Here is a 23,982-nt window from a genome sequence, read left to right as displayed (position 1 = left end):
CTGCGCCAGCGTAGCCAGGAATCGCCCCAAAGCCGACCGCTCCGCGGCAACGTGGACGTGGCCTTGCCCACCTTCCGGCCAGCTCACCAGGCCACCATGTCAGGCCGTGCGGCATCGTCCGGGGTGATCGCCGAACCCCGCGCGGCCGGGTCTCGGGAACGCGTGCGGCGGTGGCGGGAGCGGCGTAGCGCCGCCGCTTCCGGTGCCGCGGCGCCCCGCCGGAGCCGCCGCTAGGAGTCGCCGCCCGTTCCGGGCGACGGGTCGGGCGGGTCGGACGGATCCGTGGGCGTCGGCGAGGTGGTGTTCGTTTTGGTCGGGGTGGGGCTGCCGCTGTCCGACGGGGTCTCGCTCGGGGTCTCGGACGGCGTCCAGGTGGGCGACGTCGGCCGGTAGGTCGGCGTGTCGGTCTCCTCGACGGGCTCCTCGCTCGTCGACGGCGGCGTGCTCGGCAGGACGTCCGACGACGCGGGCGCGCTCGGGTCGCTGACCTTCTGCCCCGCCTTGCCGTTGTCGCGGCCGCCGAGCGCGAGGACGGACGACACCACGACGATCGCCACGAACAGCGCGGCGGCCCCGGCCAGCATGGCGGAGCGGCTTGAGCCCGCGAGCACCCGGCGCAGCCCGCGGCCGCGGCCGCCGTCGCCGTGAGCGGCGGCGAGGTCGCGGGGCAGCGTGCTCTCGGAGAGCCAGTCGTCATCGGGCGCGGGCAGCCGGTCGCCGCCGTGGAAGGCGGCGGGCTCGTCCTCGAAGAGGCGGTCGTCGAACTCCTGGCCGGACGCGAACGCGTCGTCGTCGAGCTCCGCCGCGCGGACGGACCCGGCGGCGAGCATCGCGGTCTCGTCGGTGTCGCCGGACGCCCGGGACACCACGGCGGGCGCGCCCGTCCGCGAGGTCTCCTCGTGGCCGAGCAGCCGCATCAGCACCTGCCGCGCGCCCGGCCGGTGCGCGGGCTCCTTCTCCAGGCAGTCGAGCACCAGCTCGCGCAGCGGCCCTTCGAGCGCGCCGAGCTCGGGCTCCTCGTGCAGGATGCGGTTGATCACGGCGGGGATGGTGTCCTGGCCGAACGGGGGCTCCCCGGTGGCCGCGAACACCAGCGTCGCCGCCCAGCAGAACACGTCGGCGGCCGTCCCGACCTCGTCGCCGCTGATCTGCTCGGGCGCCATGTAGGACGGGGTGCCGATGACGCGGCTGGTCAGGGTGGTGCCGGCGCTGATCGCGCGCGCCACCCCGAAGTCGATGACGCGCGGGCCGTCCGGGCCGATCAGCACGTTGTGCGGCTTGAAGTCCCGGTGGACGATCTTCGCCTGATGGATCGCGGCGAGGGCCGTCGCGGTGCCGACGGCGAGCCGGTCCAGCCCGGCGCCGTCGAGCGGGCCCGCGTCCAGGACCTGCTGGTTCAGCGACGGGCCAGGGACGTACTCGCTGACGATGTAGGGCCGGTCGCCGTCCACGTCCGCGTCGATGACCTGGGCGGTGCAGAACGGGGCGACCTTCTTGGCGGTCTCCAGCTCGCGCAGGAACCGGGCGCGGGCCTTGTCGTCGGACGTCAGCTCCGCGTGCAGCAGCTTGATCGCGACCTCGCGGCCGTCGTCGTCCGCGCCGAGGAACACGGTCCCCTGGCCGCCCTCGCCCACCCGGCCGATCAGGGCGTACGAACCCAGCCGATCCGGGTCACCGGACCGCAACGCCCCAACCTCCATGCGTGGAACCGTCCCTCCCTCGATCACGGGCACAACACAGGCCCGGATCACCCCTCAGACTGTGTGACGCCCGAGACCGAGGGGAAGTTCACCGGTCCTGCGACCATACGGCGCGATTTGCCCCACACGCTTCCGATCGGACACGTTTGGACCGGAGCACCACCCTAATGCCGTCGTGTCCCACAGCGATACAGGCGGACAAGGTGTCACCTAAGCGAAACCGAACGTCCAACGGGCGGGTGTTATGGCGTGAAGTGGGAGAGGACTTCCGGGTTGGCCATCGAGTCGCGGTTGGCGGCCCGGTCGACCGGCGTGCCCTGGAGGATCTTGCGGACGGGCACCTCCAGCTTCTTGCCCGACAGCGTCCGCGGGATGCCGGGGACGGCGTGGATCTCGTCCGGGACGTGCCGCGGCGACAGCGCCGACCGGATCTCGCGCTTCAGCCGTCCGAGCAGCTCGTCGGTCAGGGACGTGCCCTCCGCGAGCTGGACGTACAGCAGCAGCCGCCCCTCCTGGCCGAGGCGTCCGGTGTCGATGACGAGGCTGTCGGCGATCTCGTCGAACGCCTCGACGACGCGGTAGAAGTCGGACGTCCCCATGCGGACGCCGCCGCGGTTCAGCGTGGAGTCGGAGCGTCCGTAGATGACGCAGCCGCCGTCCGGGAGGATCTTCACCCAGTCGCCGTGCCGCCACACGCCCGGGTACATGTCGAAGTAGGACTCGCGGTACCGTTCGCCGCCCTCGTCGTTCCAGAAGAAGACGGGCATGGACGGCATCGGCTCGGTGATGACCAGCTCGCCGACCTCGTCGATCACCGGTTCGCCGGTGTCGCCGAACGCCTCCACCTTGGCGCCCAGGCCGCGGCACTGGATGACCCCGGCGCGCAGCGGCAGCAGCGGCGACGGGCCGACGAACCCGGTGCACAGGTCGGTGCCGCCGGAGAACGAGCCCAGCAGCAGACTCTGACCGACCGCGTCGTACACCCAGGCGAACCCCTCGGGCGGCAGCGGCGAACCGGTCGAGCCGATGCCGCGCAGCCGTGCGAGGTCGAGTTCGTCGCCGGGCCTGCGGCCCTCTTTGGCGGACGCCATGATGTACGGTGCGCCGACGCCCATGTAGGTGACGCCGTTGTCGGCGGCCAGCGACCAGAGGTCGAGGGGGGCGCCGTCGTACATCACGACGGTCGAGCCCACCAGCAGGCCGCCGATGAGGTAGTTCCACATCATCCAGCCGGTGGTGGTGTACCAGAAGAACACGTCCCCTGGGCCGAGGTCCTGGTGGAACGACAGGGCCTTGAGGTGCTCCAGCACGACCCCGCCATGGCCGTGGACGATCGGCTTCGGCAGCCCGGTCGTCCCGGACGAGTAGACCACCCACAGCGGATGGTCGAACGGGACGTCCTCGAACTCCAGCGTGTCGTGGCCGGGACGCGGCAGGTCGGCGTATCGCATGCCTGTGCGCAGGTCGTCCGGGGTGGCGGCCGGGTCCAGGTAGGGGATCAGGACGGTCGCGGCGAGGGTCGGCAGCGCGGCCTCGATCTCCCCGACGACCTCGCGCCGGTCGAACCGCTTGCCGTTGTAGGCGTAGCCGTCCACGGCGAGCAGGACCTTCGGCTCGATCTGCGCGAACCGGTCGATCACCGAGGACGAGCCGAAGTCCGGGGAGCACGACGACCAGATCGCGCCCAGCGACGCCGTCGCCAGGAAGCAGATCAGCGCCTCGGGGATGTTCGGGACGTACGCCGCCACCCGGTCGCCCTTGCCCACCCCGAGTTCGGCGAGGCCCGCGCGCACCTCCGCCACGTGCAGGGCCAGCTCCCGGTACGTCAGCACGCGATGCCCGCCCGCCTCGGAGCGGAAGATCACCGCCGTCTCGTCGGGGTTCCGCTCGGCTCGCTTCAGCGCGTTCGCCGCGTAGTTGAGCGTCGCGCCGGGGAACCATTTCAGGCCGTCCACCGGCATCAGGCCGCCGGATCGGACGGGGCCGTCGCCACGCGTCCCGACGACCTCGAAATAGGACCAGATCGCGTCCCAGAACGCGTCGACCTCCGTGACCGACCAGCGCCACAGATCGTCGTAGGTCTCCGCGAGGACGCCCCGGTCCCACAGCCAGTGGACGAAGTGGGTCGTCCGCGCGTTGGCGACGACCTCCCCCGACGGCTCCCACAGCGGCGAGCCCTCGGAAACCTCACGGGACATCTCTCTCCCTCCCGCCGCGCCCCGGCGCGCGGCGCTCCCAGTATCGCGGGTCAGACGTCGTCAGATCCGTGTGAGGTCGGCGACGGCGGTGACGACGGCCTTGGTGTCGGCGAGGGTGGCGAGGACGCGGTCGGCGCCGGCGGCGCGGAGCTCGGCCTCGGTGGCGCTGCCGGTCGCGACGGCGATGATCGGGGAGCCGGCGATGTGGGCGGCCTGCACGTCGCGTGGGGAGTCGGCGATGTAGACGGTGGCGGCCTCGGGGTAGGCGGTGCGGTTCCGTTCCCCGGCGCGGGTGCGGGCGAGCTCCAGGAGGGCGGCCTTGCTGTAGACGCCGTTCTCGTAGCCGCCCGCGTCCAGGTCGAGATGGGGGGCGAGGCCCAGCTCGGTCACCTTCACCACGGCGTTCGGCTGGACGGAGCCGGTGAGCACCGACTGGACGACGCCCGGCACATGCGACAGCGCCTCGACGGCCTCGCGCGCGCCCGCCAGGACGCGGCCGTGGGCGCGCACGTCGGAGCGGCGGGTCGCGAACGCCTCGGCGAGCGCGTTCATGAAGGCGGGCAGATGGTCGTCGGTGGTGACGACGTCGTTGAACGCGAGCGTCTCGAAGATGATCTCGGACTCGGTGCGGCCGGGGGTGGGGGCCAGCCGGACGAGGGGGCGTCCGATGGTCCGCTGGAACGCCTCCGCGTAGGCGTCCCGGGTGACCCGCCCGACGTCGACCAGGGTGTGATCGATGTTCCACAGCACCAGACGGTTCAGCGTCGACATCCCGTTCCCATGCGAGGTTGGACGAGCGTGGACGGGCGGCGTCCCCAGCACCGCCCCGCCCCACCGGACGGCAGGGCGACCTTATCGTCCGGCCTCACGGGCGCCGTCCGCAACCGTGCCCGTCAGGTCCGGTCGATCGCCGCCTCAGGAGTCGCCGCCTCAGGAGTCGAGCACGGCCGCGATGGCTTCGATCTCCACGAGCTGATCGTCATAGCCCAGCATCGTGACGCCCATCAGGGTGCTGGGAACGTCGTGATCACCGAAGGCTGCCCGGACCACCTGCCAGGCGGTCCCCAGGTCCTGCTGCCTGCTGGACGCGACGAGAACCCGGGTGCTGATGACGTCGTGCAAGGACGCACCGGAGTCTGTCAGGGCGATCTGCATGTTCTCGACGGCCTTCGCTGCCTGACCCGCGTAGTCTCCGACCGCCGCCGTCGATCCGTCCTTGTTCAGCGGGCAGGCCCCGGCAAGGAAGATCAGGCGGGATCCGGCGGGCGCCGTGGCCGCGTAGGCGTACTCGGCGACGTCGGACAGTGCGGACGAGCGGATCAATGTGACGGCGCGGGCCATGGTGATTCCCTTCGCATCAGGCAAGAACACGGCCAGCATTTCAAAGGGCGTTCCAGCCAGCGAAGCATGACCCCGGCCCGTCAGGGGCCCATGTGGGGGTAGCGGTAGTCCGTCGGCGGGACGAACGTCTCCTTGATCGAGCGGACGCTGGTCCAGCGCGTGAGGTTGAACACCGAACCGGCCTTGTCGTTGGTGCCGGACGCGCGGGCGCCGCCGAACGGCTGCTGGCCGACGATCGATCCGGTCGGCTTGTCGTTGATGTAGAAGTTCCCGGCGGCGAAGCGGAGCGCGTCGGTGGCGGCGGCGATCGCGGCACGGTCCTCGGCGATGATCGCGCCGGTCAGGCCGTACTCGGCGACGCCCTCCATCTGGTGCAGGACGGCGTCGTAGTCGCCGTCGTCGTAGACGTGCACGCCGATGATCGGCCCGAAGTACTCGGTGGTGAAGATCTCGTCGGTGGGGTCGGACGACTCCAGCACGGTCGGCCGGACGAAGTAGCCCCGCGAGTCGTCCAGCTCCCCGCCCGTGAGGATCTTGATGGTGTCGACGTCGCGGGCCCGCTCGACGGCCCGGCGGTGCTTGGCGAACGCGCGGTCGTCGATCACCGCGCCCATGAAGAGGGACAGGTCCTCGGCGACGTTTCCCATGGTGAGGGACTCGGTCTCGGCGAGGAAGTCGTCGCGCATGCCGTCCCAGACGGAGCGCGGGACGTAGGCGCGGGAGGCCGCGGAGCACTTCTGCCCCTGGTACTCGAAGGCGCCGCGGACGAGCGCGGTCTTCAGCACCGCGGGATCGGCGGACGGGTGCGCGACGACGAAGTCCTTGCCGCCGGTCTCGCCGACGATGCGCGGGTAGCTCTTGTAGAACGCGATGTTCTCGCCGATCGTCCGCCAGAGGTTCTGGAAGGTGGCGGCCGAGCCGGTGAAGTGCAGCCCGGCGAGGTCGGGGTGGCGCAGCGCGACGTTCGAGACGGCCTGCCCGTTCCCGGTGACGAGGTTGATCACGCCGGGCGGGAGCCCGGCGGCCTCCAGCAGCCGCATGGTGAAGTGCGCGGCGAGCTGCTGCGTCGGGGACGGCTTCCACACGACGACGTTCCCCATCAGGGCGGGCGACGTCGGCAGGTTCCCGGCGATCGCGCTGAAGTTGAACGGGGTGATCGCGAGGACGAACCCCTCCAGCGGCCGGTATTCGAGCCGGTTCCACACGCCCGGCGACGACAGCGGCTGGAGCTCGTGGATCTGCTGCGCGTACCGGACGTTGAACCGCCAGAAGTCGATCAGCTCGCAGGCCGCGTCGATCTCCGCCTGCTGCACGGACTTGGACTGCCCGAGGATCGTGGCGGCGTTCACCGTCGGCCGCCACGGCCCGGCGAGCAGGTCGGCGGCGCGCAGGAAGATCGCGGCGCGGTCCTCGAACGCCATGGCGCGCCAGCCGGGCGCCGCCTCCCGCGCCGCCGCGATCGCCTCGATCACGTCCGGCTCCGTCGCGTCGCCCATCCGGCCGAGGACCTGCCCGTGGTGGTGCGGCTCGACGACGTCGATCGGCGTGCCCGCGCCCATCCGCCGCTCGCCGCCGATCGTCATGGTCAGCTCGGTCTGCGCGCCGCCGAGCTCCTTGATCTTCGCCTCCAGCGCGGCCCGTTCGGCGCTGCCCGGCGCGTACGTCCTGACCGGCTCGTTCAGCGGTACGGGGACGTTGGTGACGGCGTCCATTTGACGGCTCCCTGCGATTCCGACGGCCTTGTCGACATGCCGGGACCTACCCGCCCATATCGCGGTCAGTCGAGGAGGTGCGGGAGTTCCTGGGTGGCGTACCAGAGGAGTTCGTGGCCTTCGGCGCCGTCCACGGTGAAGCGGGCGTCGTCGTCGCCCGCGTCTGCGGCGGGGAGGGCGGCGGCGGCCGCGGCGACGTCGGCCTCCGCGGACGGATCGTCGACGTGCCCGGACGCGATCCATTTCCACGGGACGGCGGCGGAGACCTCGACGATCGTGCGGTCGTCGTTGCCGATCTCGGCGTTCCCCGCCCAGCTCACCAGGTGGTCGGGGACCTCGGCGGCGAGCACGGCGCGGCGGCGCGGCGCGGCGGGGTCGGCCGCGAGGAGGCGGAGGGAGCCGCGAGCGGCGGCGGACATCGCCGCGTACTCCAGCTCCTCCTGGTCTCCGCCCGCGTACCACTCGCGCAGCGCGGGCGTGACGGCGTGGGCCGCGAGCGGCGCGGGACCGGCCTCCTGGGCGGCGTGGACGCCGGCGAGGAGCGCGAGCGTGGACGGCAGATAGACGCGCATGACGATCAGCCAGTCTGCCAGACGGTCAGGGCAGGAGCCCCAACCCGCGCAGTTCCGCGATGGTGGTGTCGGGATCGGTGTGGTGGATGCCGTGGAGGCCGATGTCCTCGGCGGCGCGGACGTTGTGCTCCATGTCGTCGATGAAGGCGCACTCGGCGGCGTCCAGGCCGAGCAGGGACAGGGTGTGGCGGAAGATCCGCTCGTCGGGCTTGCGGAAGCCCACCTCGGAGGAGATCACGACGGCGTCGAAGACCTCGGCGAACAGCTCGCGCGGGTAGTCGTTGCCCCACGAGTTGGACAGGACGGCCGTACGGGCTCCGGCGGCGCGGGCCGCGCGGAGCGCGTCGTACATCGGCTGGACGGGGGCGAACGCGCCGAACATCCGGGCGATGAGCCCGGCGGCCGCCACCGGCCGGCCCTCCGTGGTGAGGAGTTCGGCGGCGAGGAGCCGCTCGAACTCCTCGGTGGGGAGCGTGCCGTCCTCCAGCCCGTGGATGGGGTTCGTGCCGGCGCCGTCGTACGCCTGCTTCACCCAGGCGCGCATCACGTCCTTGTAGCGCGCGACGTCGATGCGTTCGGCGGCGAGCCACACGTCGATCGCGTCGTTGAGAGGCGACGTGAGGACTCCGCCCCAGTCGGTGATCACGGCCTTGACCGGCGCGGGCCGTTTCACCGGCCGTTCTACCGGCCGTTCCATGGGCCGTTCCACGAGTCGTTCATCGGGCACGGCCCGATCGTAGGCGATTCCGGGCCTTCCACCGAACCCCGTTCTGCCAGTCCCCCGGTCCGAAAGGCCGCCGGCCCCAACTGCCGGCCGGCCCCCGGAACCCCGATCAGGCTGACCTGAGCCGCTGCAGCGCCTCCCGTACGCCCCCGTCAGCCTCCTCCAGTACCACTGTCGCCCGAGCCGCGGGCACCTCGCCCAGCAGCGAGACGAGCGCGACCCGGGTGTTGCCTCCTGCCTCTGTCAGCGCGTTCTCGCAGATGCGCGCGTCCATCCCCGTCGCCTCCGTGAGGATGCGCACCAGCCTCGCCCGCAGCTTGGAGTTCAGCGCGTTCACGCTGACCATCAGGTTGGAATAGGTCCGGCCCATCCTGATCATCAGTGTGGTGGAGAACGAGTTGAGCACGAGCTTGGTCGCCGTGCCCGCCTTCATCCGGGTCGACCCGCTGATCACCTCCGGTCCGGTGGCGAGGCCGATGTGCACCTCCACCTCGTCCCCGTACGGGGTGTGCGGGTTGCAGCTGATCAGCGCCGTGCGGGCGCCGACCGCCGCGGCGGCGCGCAGCGCGCCGACCACGTAGGGCGTGCGGCCGCTCGCCGCGATGCCGACGGCGACGTCGCCGGGCCGCACGTCGTGGGCGTCCCGCCGGCCCAGCTCGACGTCGTCCTCGACGTCCGAGATCGCCTGGGACAGCGCGCCGGGACCGCCGGCGTGGTGGGCGACCACCCGGCCCCAGATGCCGAACGTCGGCGGCAGCTCGGCGGCGTCGATCACCGCGAGCCGCCCGGACGTGCCCGCGCCGAAGTAGTGCACGCGTCCTCCCGCGCGCAGCGACTCCACGGCGACGTCCACCAGCCGGGCAACCTCCGGCAGGACGGACGCCACGGCCATCGGTACGGTCGCGTCCTCAGAGTTGATCAGGCGCAGCACCTCCAGGGTCGGCAGCGTGTCGACGTCGAGGGTGCGGGGATTCCGCCCCTCGGTGGGGAGCTCGCAATCGATCACCGACGCCTCCGGTCGGGTCGCACGGTCCGGCCGCGGACCGCCTCGAATGTGGCTTCCAGTGCCTTGCGGGTCGGCCCGTAGGTGCGCTGCGCCACTCCGACGAAGAGGCAGTCGACCACCGTGAGCTGCGCCAGCCGGCTTGCTGTGGCGCCGGAGCGGAAGGTCGTCTCCCGCGCCGCCGTGGTCAGGATCAGGTCGGCCACCTCCGCGATCGGGGACTTCGGGAAATTGGTGAGCGCCACGGTCTTGGCGCCCCTGCTCCTGGCGACCGCCAGCGCGTCGATGGTCTCCACCGTCGCGCCCGTGTGCGAGATGCCGATCGCCACGCTCGTGCTGCCCAGCACCGCGGCGCTGGTGAGCATGATGTGGGCGTCCGCCCAGGCAGAGCAGATCCGTCCGATGCGGTGCAGCTTCTGCTGGAAGTCGGCCGCGACGAACGCGCTCGCCCCGACGCCGTAGACGTCGACCCGGTCCGCGGCCACGACCGCGTCCACGACCTGTTCGAGCATCTTGATGTCGAGCTGGGCGGCGGTCTCCTCGACGGCCCTGGCATCGGCGAAGGTCACCTTCTCTACGATCTGTTCGAGCGAGTCGTCGGGACTGATGTCGCTGCCGATGACCCGGCCACCGGCCGCGCTCTGGGCGCGTCCGGCCTCCGTGGCGAGGGTCAGCCGCAGCTCTGGATAACCATGGAACCCGATCGCCCGGCAGAACCTGATGACCGTGGTCTCGGAGGTGCCACAGGTCTGCGCGAGTTCGGTGATGGTGGAGTTGGCGACCCCTTCGGGGTCGTCGATGACGCGTTGGGCGACTCGCCGCTCCGCGGGGGGCAGCGAGGGCAGCAGCGAGCGGACTCGCACCACCGTGCTCAGCGGCGTGCTATCCCTTTCTCTGGACTGGGCGGCCTCCTCGTCGTGTGGTGAACCGGGCTCCCCCGTGATCCCCCGCTCGGGGCCCTGCTCGAGGCTCCGCTCGGAGCCGATGGGTTTCCTCATGATGGAAATTTTCTTACGCGCGAGATGTCACGTCAACGGTAGAAAAGGCTACGGTCGCCATGTGTTGACCCATTTGGCCGGTCCTTACGTGGTCGGTATCGACGCGGGTGGCACGAAAACCCGCTGCGTCGTACTGACGCTGGGGGGTGCTCTGGCCGGTTCCGGCACCGGCCCAGGGGCAAATCCCAACTCTGGAGGCGACACCGCTGGGGCGCTGACCACCGCCCTGCGGGAGGCGCTCGGGGACCTGGACCGAACCCACATCCTCACCGGCGTGTTCGGCATCGCCGGTGCCGGCTCCGCCGGGCGGCCCGCCGCCGTCACGGCGGCGCGGCAGGCCTGGCAGGCCGTCGGCCTGCGCGGCTCGCCCGCGGTGGTGACCGATATCGCGGTGGCGTTCGCCGCCGGAACCAGCGAGCCCAAGGGCATCGTGGTGTTCTCCGGCACGGGCGCCGGCGCGGCGGTCATCAACGACGGGGCGATCGTGCAGCGCGCGGACGGCTACGGCTGGCTCGTCGGGGACGAGGGTTCGGCGGTATGGCTCGGGAAGGAGGCCGTCCGGGCCGCGCTCGCCGCCTACGACGGCCGCGGCTCCCCGACGCTGCTCACCGATTCGGTCCCCCGGGCGCTGCTGGGCGCCACCGTGGTCGCGGAGATCGACGCGGAACGGCGGAGACCCCGCCGACCGAGGGCGCTGGCCATGGCCGGCGCCCCTTCGTCGTCACCGGGCGCCCCGCTGCTGTCGCAGGCCGTCACGCTCTCCTCCGGAGGCGGCACCCCCCTCGGCACCTCGTCCCTCGGGAGCGGCACGGGCACCGCCGTGCTGGTCCCCGAACCCCTCGGCCCGCCGCCGCCCGGCGACGGGCCCGTCCCGTCGCCCGGGAACGGCCGTTATCCGGCCGCCGGGAACGTGCCCTGTCCGGCGTCGGCGTCCGGCGACGGACCGGGCGGTCCGCACCGTCCGCCGGGCTCGTCGGGTTCGGCCGGCCCGCCGGGCTCGCATGGGGCGGGCCCGCTCGCCCCGCACGGGCCGCCGGGCCATCCGGGCTCGCACGGGCCACCGGGCCATCCCGGCGGCCACGGTCCGCGGGGCGATCCCGGCTCCCACAGCCCGCGGGGAGACCCGGCGCCGCCGGGCCATCCCGAGATGCCCGGGACCCCGCCCAACCCCCGTCTCGCCCAAGCGATCATCAAGGAGGTGTACGGCCGCCCGCCCGCGGCGCTGGGCCGGCTCGGCCCGGTGGTCGCCGCCGCGGCGGCCGCCGGCGACCCGGTCGCCAGGCGCATCACCGAAGAGGCCGCGCAGTGGCTGCTCCGCGACGTGGACGCGGTGCGCACGGCCTTGTCCGACCCCTGCGCACCGGTCGTCATGCACGGCTCGGTGCTCCGTGAGGGCCCCGTCGCCGAGGCCGTCCGCACCGGGCTGCGCGACCGCTTCGCCGCGGCGCCGCGCTGCGCGGGCGACGGAGCCGTCGGCGCGGCCGGGATGGCGCTGCGCCGCCTCGGCCACCCCCTGCCCGGCTGAGCCTTCAGGCCGGCAGGACCCGGCCCCGGCTGTCCCGTTCCAGCCCGGCCGATCCCGAAGCAGACGGCATCCAGGCCGTCAGGGTTCATCGCGATGGACCCCACAAGATCCACACCCGTGATCCTGGGGTCCATCGTGATCATCCTGTTACGCGGGGGGCGGTCGTGGAACGTGATGCCTGTCGGGTCGACAGCGGGACGGCGAGCGGTTAACGTCGCGACGTCCGATGCGACCGGGAAACCGAGACCTGGTAGTGAGAACCGAGACCATGTCGGGGGGCCTGGTCAGGTGCGTGCCACACGTCCACTCGCGCTCGCGGCGGCGCTGACCTTGGCGGCGACCGCCGCGGCGGCGGGCTGCGGCGGCGGGGACGACCGCGGCGACGGGACGCGTCCGTCCGGGGCGCCCGGCTCGCGGGGCGCCCCGTCCAAGGACCCGGACGCCTGGATCCCCGGCCACGTCGCGAAGATGAGCGCGGAGGAGAAGGTCGGGCAGCTGTTCGTGACGCGGTTCTCCGGCCGCGCCGACGCCCTCGGCAAGATCAGGAAGTACCGCGTCGGCGGGCTGATCTACTTCCCCGGCAACTTCGGCGCCCCGGCGCGGACGGCCGCCCAGTCGAACGCGCTGCAGAAGGCGTCCAAGATCCCGCTGCTGCTCGGCGTCGACGAGGAGCAGGGCATCGTGTCGCGCACGCCGTTCATCACCCGGTTCCCCGGCAACATGGCGCTCGGCGCGACCGGCGACCCCGCAGACGCCCGCGCCGCCGCCCAGGTCACGGGCACGGAGCTGCGCGCGGTCGGCATCAACCTGGACTACGCGCCCGACGCCGACGTGAACGTGAACCCGCGCAACCCGGTGATCGGGCTGCGCTCGTTCGGCGCCGACCCGGGGCTCGCGTCGAAGCTGACGGCCGGCGCCGTCGACGGCTACCAGGCCGCCGGGGTCGCCGCCGCGGCCAAGCACTTCCCCGGGCACGGCGACACCGCCACCGACAGCCACACCGGACTGCCGGTGATCAAGCACACGCGCCCGATGTGGGAGCGGCTGGACGCGCCCCCGTTCCGCGCGGCGATCGGGGCCGGGGTCGACATGGTCATGACGGCGCACATCGTCGTGCCGAAGCTCGACGGGTCAGGCGACCCGTCCACGCTGTCGCGGAACGTGCTGGGCAGACTGCTGCGCGGCGGGCTCGGCTACCGGGGCGTGATCACGACGGACTCGCTGGAGATGGCGGGCGTGCGGGAGAAGTACGGCGACGCGGCGGCGGCGGTCCGCGCGTTCGAGGCGGGCGCCGACCAGCTGCTGATGCCGCCGAACCTGCCGCGCGCGTACCGGGCGGTGCTGGCGGCCGTCCGGTCCGGGAAGATCACGCGGGAGCGGCTGGACGGCTCCGTGACGCGCATCCTCAAGCTCAAGCAGCGGCGCGGCCTGTTCCAGAACACGGCCGCCGACCCGGCCAAGGCCCGCGCCGTGATCGGCACGCCCGCGCACAAGGCCATCGCCCGCCGGGTCGCCGAGCACGCGGTCACGCTCGTCCGCAACGAGCGGAACGTGCTGCCGCTGAAGGGCAGGAAGGTCGCCGTCACCGGGCCGGAGAGCGGGACGCTGAGCGCGGCGCTGCGCCGCCGGGGGGTCACGGTGACGGCCCCGGGCTCGGCGGACGTCATCGTCCTGACCACCGAGAACACGGGGCGGGGCGCGGCCGCCAGGGTGCGGGCGCTCGGGTCGAAACCGGTCGTCGTCGCGGCGCTCGGGCGTCCCTACGACCTCGACTCGGCCGGAAGCGCGGCGGCGGCGCTCGCCACGTACTCGTCCAGCGGGGTGTCGGTCACCGCGCTCGCCGGGGTGCTGAGCGGCGCAGTCAAGCCGACCGGCCGCCTGCCGGTCCCCGCGGCGGGGAAGCAGGTCGGGCACGGCCTCGGCTATCCGTAGCCGAAGCCGTCACACCTGGAGTTCCGCCAGTCCCGGCAGGTGGGCGCGGGCCGCCTCGCGGGCCTGCTCGGCGGTGCGGGCGGCGCGGGCCGCGGCGGCGGCCTGGCGGCAGTCGTCCAGCGTGTGCCGGGCGAGCGCGGCCCGCACCAGCGGCAGCGACGGCGCGCTCATCGACAGCGATGTCACGCCGAGCCCGACCAGCACGCACGCGAGCGCCGGATCGGCGGCCGCCTCGCCGCAGACGCCGCACGGGACGCCCGCCCCGGCCGCCGGGGCGACCAGGTCCAGGACGGCGGGCTGCCACGGGTCCTGGAGGTGCGCGAGGCCGCCGACCTGCCGGTCCGCCGCGCACGCGTACTGCGTGAGGTCGTTGGTGCCGATGCTGAAGAACTCCACCTCGGGCGCGAGGTCGCGGGCGCGGAGCGCGGCCGCGGGCACCTCGATCATGACGCCGGGATGCGCGATGCCGGCCTCCCGGCACGCGGCGGCGAAGTACTCGGTCTCCGCCGCGTCCGTCACCATCGGGGCCATGACCTGCAACTTCACGGACAGGCCTGTGGCGGCGCGGGCCAGCGCGGCGAGCTGGGCGGCCAGCACGTCCGGATGCCGGCGCGACATCCGCAGGCCGCGCTCGCCGAGCGCCGGGTTCGGCTCCTCGCCGGGCGCCGGGAGGAACGCGAGCGGCTTGTCGGCGCCCGCGTCGAGCGTCCGGACGACGACGCGGCCCTGCGGGAACGCCTCCAGGACCGTCCGGTACGCGTCCTCCTGCTCAGCGTCGGACGGCGGCGTCCCACGGTCGAGGAAAAGGAACTCGGTGCGGTACAGCCCAACGCCTTCCGCACCGTTTTGCAACGCGGCGTCGACGTCCTTCGGGCCGCCGATGTTCGCCAGCAGCGGCACCCGGTGGCCGTCCTTGGTGGCGCCAGGCCCGGTGGAGCCCTCCAGCGCGGACGCGCGAGCAGTGGCCGCGGTGCGGGCAGCGGCGACCGCGGCGTCGGACGGGTCGGGACGCACCGTCCCCGCGGCCCCGTCGACGAGCACCCGGACGCCGTCGGCCAGCGACGTAGCGCCGGGCAGCGCCACGACCGCGGGGACGCCCATCGTCCGCGCCAGGATCGCGGTGTGGCTGGTCGGGCCGCCCTCCTCCGTCACGAACGCGACGACCTTCGCCGGGTCGAGCACGGCGGTGTCGGCGGGCGCGAGGTCGCGGGCGACCAGCACGAACGGCTCGTCGGACTCCGGGACGCCCGGCATCGGCAGCCCGAGCAGCCGGGCGATCGAACGGTCGCGGATGTCGTCCAGGTCGGTGACCCGGGCCGCCATGTACTCCCCGGCGCCCGCGAGCATGTCCCGGTAGACGCCGAACGCCTCGAAGACGGCGCGGGCCGCCCCGGCCCCACCGTCGATCCGGGCGCGGACGTCGTCGGCCAGGCCGGGGTCGCGGGCCATCAGCGCCTGCGCGTTCAGCACGTCCCGGCCGTCGGTGTTGCCCACCTCGGCGGCGCGGGCCCCGCGTTGTTCCAGGTCGGCGGCGACGGCTTCCAGCGCGGCGAGGGCCGTGTCGCGTTCGGCCGCCGCGTCGCCGCCGTGCCGGGCCCCGGCGGGCGGCTCGGGGACGGCGCCCGCGATGGTCCGCACCGGCCCGACCCCGACGCCCGGGCTGACGCCCGCGCCCCGCAGGACCCCCCGCGCCTCAGGCACCCTCAGGCTCCGGCGTGGCCAGCAGCTTCTCCAGGTCGTCGAGCAGCTCGTCCGCGCCCGCCCCCTCGGCGGACAGGACGACCTCCTCCCCGTGCCGCGCGTCCAGCCCGAGCACGGCGAGGATGCTCTTGGCGTTCACCGGGGCGCCGCCGGGCTTGGACACGGTCACGTCCATCGGCGCCTTGGCCGCCGTCTGGACGAACAGCGCGGCCGGCCGCGCGTGCAGGCCCACCCTCGACTGGATCTTGACATTGCGCTCGGTCACGGCACACTCCTCTGAGGTCTCAGTACTGTCCCTGTTGGCTTCGGCCCTGCCGGACGTCCAACGCGCCGGGGACCCGCAGCGCGGGGCCCGGCACGACGTCCACGTCCTTGAAGTCGGCGACCACGTGGTCGGCCCCGGCCAGCGAACCCGCCGGCTGGGTGGTGACGACGCCCACGCACGTCATGCCGGCGGACTTGACGGCCGCGACGCCCGCCGGGGTGTCCTCGAACCCGACGGCGTCCGCCGCCGGGACGTCCAGCGCACGCGCGGCGGCCAGGTAGCCCTCCGGGTCGGGCTTGCCGGTGACCACGTCCCCGGCGGTCACGACGATGTCGAGCAGGCCGCGGACGCCCAGCTCGTCCAGCAGGCCCTCGGCGTACGAGCGCTCCGCGGACGTCACGACGGCGAGCGGGACGCCGCGGTCGGCCAGCGTCCGGACGAGCTCGACCGCACCGGGAACGGGCGCGGCGGAAGGCATCCCCGGCATCGTCTGGTAGGAGACCACCTGCTCGAACAGCTCCTCGGCCGTCCTGCCGGGGAACAGGTGGACGAGCTCTTGGAGCGCCTCCAGGCCGCGGCGTCCGGCGAAGGAGGCGATCAGCGCGTCGTCGTAGGGGACGCCGTGCGCGTCGAACAGCCGCGACCACTGCGCACGGCTGCGCGGCTCGGTGTCGATGAGGGTGCCGTCGAGGTCGAACACCGCGGCGCCCAGGTCGATCACCGCCATCCGATCAGCTCCATGTGAAAAGCTCGGCCCCTTTCGCCACCTCGCCGGTCTCCACCACGTCGGTCAGGGCGTCGGCGCCCGCGTCCAGCGCGACGACCGCGCAGACCGGGGAGCGGCCGCCCGCCTCGATGACGGACGGATCCCAGGCGACGACCGGCTGGCCGGAGGTGACCTCGTCGCCCTCGGCGGCGAGGAGCTCGAAGCCCTGCCCCTTCAGCTTGACGGTGTCGATGCCGAGGTGGACGAGGACGCCGTGGCCCTCGCCGTCCACGACGACATAGGCGTGCGGATGCAGTTTGACGATCTTGCCGGTGACGGGCGCGAGGGCGTGGCCGGGGCCGCGCTCGGGGTCGACCGCCGTGCCCGGGCCCACCATGGCCTGGGCGAACACCGGGTCGGGCACGCCGGCGAGGCCGACCACCCGGCCGGAGACCGGGGACAGTACTCGGGTCATCAGCGGGGGTCTCCTTCGAATCGGTCCGGGGGCGGTCCGCTGTGGGGGGCGGCCCCCACACCCTCCGGAACGGACCTGATCAGTCGAGGACGTCCTCGATGTCGCTGGCGAGGGTGTCGGCCTCGGTGCCGACGACGACCTGGACGACGGTGCCGCTGCGCATGACGCCGAACGCGCCGGCCTTCTTCAGCGCGGCCTCGTCGACCTTGGAGGCGTCCTTGACCTCGGTGCGCAGCCGGGTGGCGCAGGGCTCGAGCTCGATGATGTTGTCGGCGCCGCCCAGTCCGGCGACGATGGCCTCGGCCTTGTCCATGTTCTTCTCCTCGTCGGGGTGGGCCCGGGTCCGGCTCTCGTCGCCCCGGGCTTTGCAGGGGGTTTGTCTTAGTCTGTCTGGGTGACCTTGTTCAGGCCACGCGGCACGTCCGGATCGATGCCGAGCCGGCGGGCCAGGTTCTCGACCAGGAGCTGGCCGGGAACGATGAGGCCGAGCGGGGACGTCCACTCGGGGAGGGCGGGGCCGGGCAGCGCCGCCGAGCACGCCGCCGCGAGGTCGGCGCCGCCGCCGACGCCGTACGCGCGGGCGCCCGCGCCCTCGACCCGCCTGGCCAGCGCGACCGTCCCGGCCAGCGTCGGGCCGGAGTCGGCGGCGACCAGCAGCGCGGGGGTCTGGTCGTCGACGACGGCGATCGGGCCGTGCAGGAGGTCGGCGTACGACAGGCCCATGGCGTGCAGGTAGCACGCCTCCTTGATCTTCAGTGCGAGCTCCAGCGCGGTGCCGAACGCGATGCCGCGCCCGGACACGACCGTGCCCTGCACCTTCGCCAGCTCCTCGACGATCTCGGGCAGCGCGTCCGACGCCTCGGTCAGCTCGATCATCCGGGCGACCTCGTCGGGGACGCGGCGCAGGTCGTCCACGTCCGTGTCGGCGCCGAGGCCGAGGGCGAGCACCGAGATCGCGGCGAGCTGCGTGGTGTAGGTCTTGGTGGCCGGGACGGCGATCTCGTCGCCCGCCTCCGTGATCAGGCCGACCTCGGCGATCTCGGCCAGCGGCGATCCGGCGCCGTTGGTGACGGCGACCGTCCTGGCGCCGCAGTCGCCCGCCCAGCCGAGGGTCTCGACGATCTCCTCCGTCTTGCCGGACTGGCTGATCGCCACGGCCAGCACGCCGGAGAGGTCCAGTCTGCGCTTGTACGTGGTCGCGATCGACGGCGCGGCCAGCGTGGCCAGCCGTCCGGAGTGCGACTCCGCCAGGTAGCGCCCGTACACCGCGGCGTTGTCGGACGACCCGCGCGCGATGAACAGCACCTGCCGCGTCTCGCGCGCGAGCGCCGCGAGGTCGGACGTGCGCGGCAGCAGCGCGTCGATCGTCCGGCGCAGCGCGTCCGGCTGCTCGCCGATCTCGGCGCGCATGAGACTGGTCATGATCCCCCTCCGAAGACTTTCTGCCCGTTGACCCACGTCGTACGCGCGCGGTGGTCCGGCCCGAGCCAGACCAGGTCGGCGGCGGCGCCGGGGGAGATCCGGCCGAGGTCGGGACGGCCGATCAGGTCCGCCGGGGTCCGGGTCGCGGCGTCCACGGCCGTGACCGCGTCGATGCCGATGCGGACGGCGTTGCCGATCGCGTCGTCCAGCCGGAGTCCGGACCCGGCGAGCGTGCCGTCGGCGCGCAGCGGCGGGCCGTCCGCGGGCATGGTGATGGGCTCGCCGCCGAGCTCGTACGTGCCCGGCGGCATCCCCGCGGACGAGGCCGCGTCGGTGACGAGCACGACCCGTCCCGGCGCGGCCCGGAACACCAGCTCGGCCACCTTCGGCGCGACATGGTGCAGGTCGAGGATCAGGCCGGGGCTCAGCCGCTCGTCGATGAGCGCCTGGACGGCCACGCCCGGGTCGCGGTGGTGGACGCCGGTCTGCGCGTTGAAGATGTGGGTGACCTTGCGGGCTCCGGCGTCGGCCGCGGCGGCGACCTGGTCGGCGGTCGCGTCGCTGTGCCCGACGCTGACGACCACGCCGGCCTCGGTCAGCGTGCGGATCGCGTCGAGCGCGCCGTCCCGTTCGGGCGCGAGCGTGACGAGCTTGACCAGCCCGGTCTCCAGCAGCGTCGCGATCGCGTCGGGCGCCGGGTCGGTGAGGTGGACGGCGTTGTGCGCGCCCTTGCGCTTCTCCGAAAGGAACGGTCCTTCGAGGTGGACGCCGAGGACGCGCGTCCCGTCCGGGAGGTTCGGGAGGAGTTCGCGGGCGCGGCGGAGGGCGGCGGCCTGCGTCTCGACGGGCGCGGTGATGAACGTGGGCAGGAACGCGGTCACGCCGGTCTCGGGGAGGCGGGACACGACGGTGTGCCAGCCGGCCTCGTCGGCGTCCACCATGTCGTGGCCGAAGAACCCGTTGACCTGGATGTCGACCAGTCCGGGGGCGAGCAGGCCGGTGGGCAGGTCGAGGTCGGGCGCGCCGAGCGCGGCGGGCGGGCCGCCCTCGCCGACCTCGGCGATCACGCCGTTCTCCGCGCGGACGTATCCAGGGGAGAGTACGCGGGTAGAACCTCCCGCGGGGGTAATGATCATGCGGGAGGCCGTGATCAGTAGTGATGCCATCGCTGCGTACTCTCCGTGACGCTTCAATCGCTGGTCGTTAACGCCCGGTACAACTGGTCTAGTCCGGACTAGACCAGTACGCACCATACTCCACGAATCGGATGAAGATGAAGATGCGGGCTCGAACTCGTCCGGTATCGGCACTTCGGACCGGCGCCGGTCCGGAAGGCGAGCGCTGATGAGCTCAACGGCCGCCGTCGGGGGCGGCGGGGGCGGCCGGGGCCTCGGCGGCGCCTGGTCGGCGACGTTCGCCGTGCTGCAGCGGATCGGCCGCAGCCTGATGCTGCCGATCGCCGTCCTGCCCGCCGCCGGAATCCTGCTGAGGCTCGGCCAGCCCGACATGCTCGGCGCCGACGGCCTCGAATGGGACCGTATCGCCGAGGTGTTCGCCGCGGCGGGCGGCGCGCTGCTGGACAACCTCCCGATCCTGTTCGCGGTCGGCGTCGCGATCGGGTTCGCCAAGAGGTCCGACGGCTCCACCGCGCTCGCCGCCGTCGCCGCCTACCTCGTCTTCGACCGCGTCTCGAAGGTGATGTTCTCCCACACCGGCGAGCTGAAGGGCCTGGTCGTCCAGAAGGTCCAGCAGGAGGACGGCAGCCTGGAGGAGGCGGTCGGCTACGGGCTGACGAACCCGACGCAGGTGCTCGGCGGCATCGCCGTCGGCGTCATGGTCGCGCTGCTCTACCAGCGGTTCTACCGGATCAAGCTGCCGTCCTGGCTGGCGTTCTTCGGTGGCCGGCGGTTCGTGCCGATCGTCAGCGCCGCCGCCGCGCTGCTCCTCGGCGTGGTCTTCGGGTTCGGGTGGCCGACGCTCGGCGGCTGGATCGACAGCTTCGGCGACTGGATCACCGGGGCCGGCGCGTTCGGCGCCGGGGTCTACGGCGTCGCGAACCGGGTGCTGCTCCCGTTCGGCCTGCACCACATCCTGAACTCGCTGATCTGGTTCGTGTTCGGCACCTACGAGGGGCCGGACGGCGTCACGCACGGCGAGATCAACCGCTACCTGGCCGGGGACCCGCACGCCGGGACGTTCCTCGCCGGGTTCTTCCCCGTCCTGATGTTCGGCCTGCCAGGCGCGGCCCTCGCCATCTGGCGCGCCGCCCCGCCGCACCGGCGCGGCGCCGTCGGCGGCCTGATGTTCTCGGCCGCGCTGACCGCGTTCGTCACCGGCGTGACCGAGCCGATCGAGTTCTCGTTCATGTTCGTCGCGCCCGTGCTGTACGGCGTCCACGTCGTGCTGACGGGCGTGTCCCTGGGCCTGCTCGCGGCGGCGGACGCGCAGCTCGGCTTCAGCTTCTCCGCCGGGCTGATCGACATGCTGCTGAACGCGACCAAGAGCAACACCCGGCATCTGTGGATGGTGGTCGCACTGGGGGTGGTCTACTTCGCGCTGTACTACGCGATCTTCACATTCATCATCAAAAGGTTCGACCTGCCGACCCCGGGTCGGGAGCCGGAAGAGGACATGCCGCCGGAGGCCCGGCCGGACACCCCCTCCGAGAGGGCTCCCTGACCTGCACAATCGCCGATCATGGTCGCGCGCGCACGTGACCCGGTCGTTACGAATTCGTGCATTGACATGCCTTTCGGTCCTGTGGTCTAGTCCGGCCTAGACCAGTACGAACCAAATCGATTACCTTCCAACCACCGTCTATCCACCTCATCCGTCGAAACCCGGCGAATCCCATCGATCCGGCCCCCGGCCATCGAGGAAACCCCCGTGACGACCATCGACCCGCACAGCCCGGTACCGAAGTACTTCCAGCTCCGCGCGATCCTCCTCGACCTCATCGAGAGCGCGGAACTGCCCGTCGACGCCCCGATCCCGTCGGAGCGCGAGCTGTGCGTCCGGTACGGACTGTCCCGCATGACCGTGCGGCAAGGCGTCGACCAGCTCGTCTCCGAGGGCCGGCTGTACCGCGTCCCGGGCAAGGGCACCTTCGTGGCCCGGCCCAAGATCGAGATGCCGCTGCGGCTCGTCTCGTTCACCGAGGACATGCTGAGCCGCGGCCTACGTCCCGGCGCGATCGACCTGGAGAGGCGGACGGTCTACGCCGACGCCCGGCTCGCCAGGATCTTCGAGGTCGAGCCGGGCACCGAGATCCATGTCATCGAACGCCTGCGCACCGCGGACGGCGAGCCGATGGCCCTGGAACGTGCCCACATCCTCGCTTCGCTCGCTCCCGACCTGCTCGACCGCCGTCTCGCTGACAGATCTCTGTACGGAGTCCTTGAGGCGGTGTACGGTCTCGTCTTCGACGCGGGCGACCAGACCATCGACGCAAGCCTGGCCGACGCCGCGGACGCCAGGCATCTGCAAATCCCCAGGGGCAGTGCGGTGCTGCTCCTCCAACGCCGCTCGTACACCGGTGGTGTGTGTGCGGAGCTGGGCGTGTCGACCTACAGGGCGGACCGCTACCAGATCCACACGGCACTCGGAAATCCCCCGCCGCCCCAGTCCTGATCCCCCAGCCCCCTACACCTGAGAACTCCTGAATCCCCTGAGGAGGAACCTCACGATGACTGCCACGACAGTGGACTCCGCACCACGCCGAGGATCGAGCGTCCTCGCGATGCTGCAGCGGATCGGCCGCAGCCTCATGCTGCCGATCGCCGTGCTGCCCGCCGCGGGAATCCTGCTGCGTCTCGGCCAGCCCGACATCCTCGGCAAGGACCGTCTCGGATGGGACCGCGTCGCCGAGATCGTCGGCGAGGCCGGCAACGCGCTGTTCATCGCCCTTCCGCTGCTGTTCGCGGTCGGTGTCGCGGTCGGCTTCGCCCGCAAGTCCGACGGCTCCACCGCGCTGGCCGCCGTGGTCGGCTACCTGGTCTACGACCGGGTCTCCAAGATCATGTTCTCTCACAGCGACGAGCTCAAGGGCAGTGTCCTCATCACCAAGGTGGTGGACGGCACGCCCACCGAGGTCATCGACTACGGGGCCAAAGGCCTCACCGACGTCATCGGCGGCATCCTCATCGGGCTCACCGCCGCACTCCTCTACCAGCGGTTCTACCGGGTGAAACTGCCCGCCTACCTGGCCTTCTTCGGCGGGCGCCGGTTCGTCCCGATCATCACCGCGTTCGCCGCGGTGATCCTCGGCGTCCTCATCGGCTTCGTCTGGCCGATCTTCGGCGGCTGGCTGACCGACTTCGGTGACTGGGTCACCGGCGCGGGCGCCGCGGGCGCGGGTGTCTACGGCGTCGTCAACCGCCTCCTGCTGCCCTTCGGCCTGCACCACATCCCGAACTCCCTCATCTGGTTCGTGTTCGGCGACTTCAAGACCCCGGACGGCGTCGTCCACGGCGAGATCAACCGCTACCTGGCCGGCGACCCGAACGCGGGCGGCTTCCTCGCCGGGTACTTCCCCGTGCTGATGTTCGGCCTGCCCGGCGCGGCGTTCGCCATGTGGCGCGCCGCCCCGGCGCACCGGCGTCCCGCGGTCGGCGGCATCATGCTCTCGGCGGCGCTCACCGCGTTCGTCACCGGCATCACCGAGCCGATCGAGTTCGCGTTCATGTTCGTCGCGCCCGTCCTCTACGCGGTGCACGTCGTCCTCACCGGAATCTCGATGGCGGTGCTGGAGGCCGCCGGGGCCCAACTCGGCTTCAGCTTCTCCGCGGGCGGCATCGACCTGCTGCTGAACGCCACGAAGGACAACACGGAGAAACTCCCGCTCATCCTCGGGATGGGCGTCCTGTACTTCTTCGTGTACTACTTCATCTTCAAATTCATGATCGTGAAGTTCAACTTCGCGACCCCGGGCCGCGAACCCGAAGGCGAGGAGTCGGTGGCCGCCGACCCCAACGTGGACCCGGAACTGGCAGGCAGCAAGAAGGGGGACGCGCAGGGCTCGCCCTCAGGCGGCTGACCCTTCCCGGGGGGCGCCGCGAGCCCCTCACTCGCGCGGCGCCCCCGACCCCGGGCCGGCCCAGCCCCCCGGCCCGGCTCCCAAGAGTCCCGGAAACCCCGCACCCTCGCCCGGGACTCGCTCCCGAAGGCGGCGGGACGCACCAGCGTCCCGCCGCCTTCCCCTTTCCGGCCGGCCCCCGCCCGACCCGCCCGGCGTTACGGAATGGACCGGATGTGGCCGGGACGTATTTCTCGCGGCTCTCGTGACTCCTGTCTTCAAACGAGACGGGAGGTCTTCTTATGCGAGGGCGTACGGGGAAGTCTGCGGTGGTGCGGTTCGTCCGGTACCGTCCGGTGCCCGCCATTCAGGGGGCGCTGGCGCTGAGCCCGGTGGCGGCTCCCGCGCCGCCGCCCGGCCTGCGGCTGGTGCGTCCAGAGGACGGGGTGGAGGCCGAGGTCCGCGCCGTCGCCGACGCGGCCGTCCGCCTGGTCGTGGAGGTCCTGGCGGGAACGCGCCCGGCGCACCAGCTGTCCCTGCTGGCCACCCCGGCGGTATGCCGCGAAATGCTCCACCGCGAAACCACGACCCGCCGCGAAAACGCGCACGCACGCGGCGGGACGGGCGGACGCAACGGTGCGGGCGCACGCAGCGGCGCGGGCGGACGCGGCAGTACGGGCGGACGCGGCAGTAC

At 72.5% G+C, this 23,982-nt stretch carries 21 protein-coding genes and 1 pseudogene; 6 read left to right on the top strand and 16 right to left on the bottom strand.

The annotated features are described in order from the left end of the window. Positions 1 to 230: 230 nt before the first annotated feature. The 9 genes from ACH34T_RS29880 to ACH34T_RS29840 form a co-directional block, all read right to left on the bottom strand. Entirely contained in the window at positions 231 to 1,700 is a 1,470-nt protein-coding gene (locus ACH34T_RS29880) for a serine/threonine-protein kinase (RefSeq protein WP_396024266.1), read from the bottom strand. Between the two features lie 242 nt (positions 1,701 to 1,942). Beyond that, a complete protein-coding gene (locus ACH34T_RS29875; protein ID WP_396024265.1) occupies positions 1,943 to 3,898 on the bottom strand; it encodes an acetoacetate--CoA ligase in 1,956 nt (651 codons plus the stop codon). Positions 3,899 to 3,958: 60 nt separating this feature from the next. Further along, positions 3,959 to 4,669: an HAD family hydrolase gene (locus tag ACH34T_RS29870; RefSeq protein WP_396024264.1), complete on the bottom strand. Its 711-nt coding sequence runs from the start codon at positions 4,667 to 4,669 to the stop codon at positions 3,959 to 3,961. A 159-nt stretch (positions 4,670 to 4,828) separates the two neighbouring features. Beyond that, a complete protein-coding gene (locus tag ACH34T_RS29865) occupies positions 4,829 to 5,239 on the bottom strand; it encodes a RidA family protein (protein ID WP_396024423.1) in 411 nt (136 codons plus the stop codon). 80 nt (positions 5,240 to 5,319) lie between these two features. Further along, positions 5,320 to 6,951: an L-glutamate gamma-semialdehyde dehydrogenase gene (gene pruA, locus ACH34T_RS29860; protein WP_396024263.1), complete on the bottom strand. Its 1,632-nt coding sequence runs from the start codon at positions 6,949 to 6,951 to the stop codon at positions 5,320 to 5,322. Positions 6,952 to 7,016: 65 nt separating this feature from the next. Further along, complete coding sequence (locus tag ACH34T_RS29855) at positions 7,017 to 7,523, bottom strand: DUF6912 family protein (protein ID WP_396024262.1); 507 nt, start codon at positions 7,521 to 7,523, stop codon at positions 7,017 to 7,019. Positions 7,524 to 7,548: 25 nt separating this feature from the next. Then, positions 7,549 to 8,220 carry an HAD family hydrolase gene (locus tag ACH34T_RS29850; protein ID WP_396024422.1) on the bottom strand — a complete coding sequence of 224 codons (672 nt, stop codon included), beginning with the start codon at positions 8,218 to 8,220 and terminating at the stop codon, positions 7,549 to 7,551. A gap of 136 nt (positions 8,221 to 8,356) precedes the next feature. Further along, a complete protein-coding gene (gene murQ, locus ACH34T_RS29845) occupies positions 8,357 to 9,253 on the bottom strand; it encodes an N-acetylmuramic acid 6-phosphate etherase (RefSeq protein WP_396024261.1) in 897 nt (298 codons plus the stop codon). Beyond that, complete coding sequence (locus tag ACH34T_RS29840) at positions 9,250 to 10,248, bottom strand: MurR/RpiR family transcriptional regulator (protein WP_396024260.1); 999 nt, start codon at positions 10,246 to 10,248, stop codon at positions 9,250 to 9,252. Before ACH34T_RS29840 ends, murQ begins: the two co-directional genes overlap by 4 nt. A gap of 61 nt (positions 10,249 to 10,309) precedes the next feature. Here ACH34T_RS29840 and ACH34T_RS29835 point away from each other — a divergent pair, with 61 nt between their 5' ends. Together ACH34T_RS29835 and ACH34T_RS29830 are read left to right on the top strand one after the other, a co-directional pair. Continuing rightward, entirely contained in the window at positions 10,310 to 11,773 is a 1,464-nt protein-coding gene (locus ACH34T_RS29835; protein ID WP_396024259.1) for an N-acetylglucosamine kinase, read from the top strand. 288 nt (positions 11,774 to 12,061) lie between these two features. Next, positions 12,062 to 13,705 (top strand): glycoside hydrolase family 3 protein, encoded by a 1,644-nt coding sequence (locus ACH34T_RS29830; protein ID WP_396024258.1) that lies wholly within the window; start codon positions 12,062 to 12,064, stop codon positions 13,703 to 13,705. 9 nt (positions 13,706 to 13,714) lie between these two features. Here the strand turns inward: ACH34T_RS29830 and ptsP are convergent, their stop codons facing one another. The 7 genes and pseudogenes from ptsP to nagA form a co-directional block, all read right to left on the bottom strand. Next, positions 13,715 to 15,412 (bottom strand): phosphoenolpyruvate--protein phosphotransferase, encoded by a 1,698-nt coding sequence (gene ptsP / locus ACH34T_RS29825; RefSeq protein WP_396024421.1) that lies wholly within the window; start codon positions 15,410 to 15,412, stop codon positions 13,715 to 13,717. Next, positions 15,399 to 15,671, bottom strand: a complete 273-nt coding sequence (locus tag ACH34T_RS29820) for an HPr family phosphocarrier protein (RefSeq protein WP_396024257.1) — start codon at positions 15,669 to 15,671, stop codon at positions 15,399 to 15,401. Before ACH34T_RS29820 ends, ptsP begins: the two co-directional genes overlap by 14 nt. Before the next feature lie 19 nt (positions 15,672 to 15,690). Beyond that, complete coding sequence (locus tag ACH34T_RS29815; RefSeq protein WP_396024256.1) at positions 15,691 to 16,398, bottom strand: HAD family hydrolase; 708 nt, start codon at positions 16,396 to 16,398, stop codon at positions 15,691 to 15,693. Between the two features lie 4 nt (positions 16,399 to 16,402). Then, a complete protein-coding gene (locus ACH34T_RS29810) occupies positions 16,403 to 16,852 on the bottom strand; it encodes a PTS glucose transporter subunit IIA (RefSeq protein WP_396024255.1) in 450 nt (149 codons plus the stop codon). Between the two features lie 79 nt (positions 16,853 to 16,931). Continuing rightward, positions 16,932 to 17,171: pseudogene (locus tag ACH34T_RS29805) on the bottom strand (glucose PTS transporter subunit EIIB); the annotation flags it as partial. Positions 17,172 to 17,233: 62 nt separating this feature from the next. After that, positions 17,234 to 18,274, bottom strand: a complete 1,041-nt coding sequence (locus ACH34T_RS29800; protein ID WP_396024254.1) for an SIS domain-containing protein — start codon at positions 18,272 to 18,274, stop codon at positions 17,234 to 17,236. After that, positions 18,271 to 19,440, bottom strand: a complete 1,170-nt coding sequence (gene nagA / locus ACH34T_RS29795) for an N-acetylglucosamine-6-phosphate deacetylase (protein WP_396024253.1) — start codon at positions 19,438 to 19,440, stop codon at positions 18,271 to 18,273. Before nagA ends, ACH34T_RS29800 begins: the two co-directional genes overlap by 4 nt. Positions 19,441 to 19,618: 178 nt before the next feature. On the opposite strand from nagA, the gene ACH34T_RS29790 reads away from it, so the two are divergent. From ACH34T_RS29790 to ACH34T_RS29775, 4 genes are all read left to right on the top strand, one after another. Continuing rightward, complete coding sequence (locus ACH34T_RS29790; protein WP_396024252.1) at positions 19,619 to 20,953, top strand: PTS transporter subunit EIIC; 1,335 nt, start codon at positions 19,619 to 19,621, stop codon at positions 20,951 to 20,953. Between the two features lie 207 nt (positions 20,954 to 21,160). Further along, the gene (locus ACH34T_RS29785; protein WP_396024251.1) at positions 21,161 to 21,904 is read left to right on the top strand and encodes a GntR family transcriptional regulator; all 744 of its coding nucleotides are present in this window, start codon (positions 21,161 to 21,163) and stop codon (positions 21,902 to 21,904) included. Between the two features lie 55 nt (positions 21,905 to 21,959). Next, positions 21,960 to 23,309, top strand: a complete 1,350-nt coding sequence (locus ACH34T_RS29780) for a PTS transporter subunit EIIC (protein ID WP_396024250.1) — start codon at positions 21,960 to 21,962, stop codon at positions 23,307 to 23,309. 281 nt (positions 23,310 to 23,590) lie between these two features. Then, positions 23,591 to 23,982, top strand: a 392-nt coding sequence (locus ACH34T_RS29775) for an Rv3235 family protein (protein WP_396024249.1), incomplete at its 3' end; no start/stop codon positions are given.

The organism is Actinomadura sp. 9N215, from assembly GCF_044326345.1.
Classification (GTDB): Bacteria; Actinomycetota; Actinomycetes; order Streptosporangiales; family Streptosporangiaceae; genus Spirillospora.
Note: the sequence above shows the minus strand (reverse complement) of the source record. Positions and strands in the feature narration are given on the sequence as shown.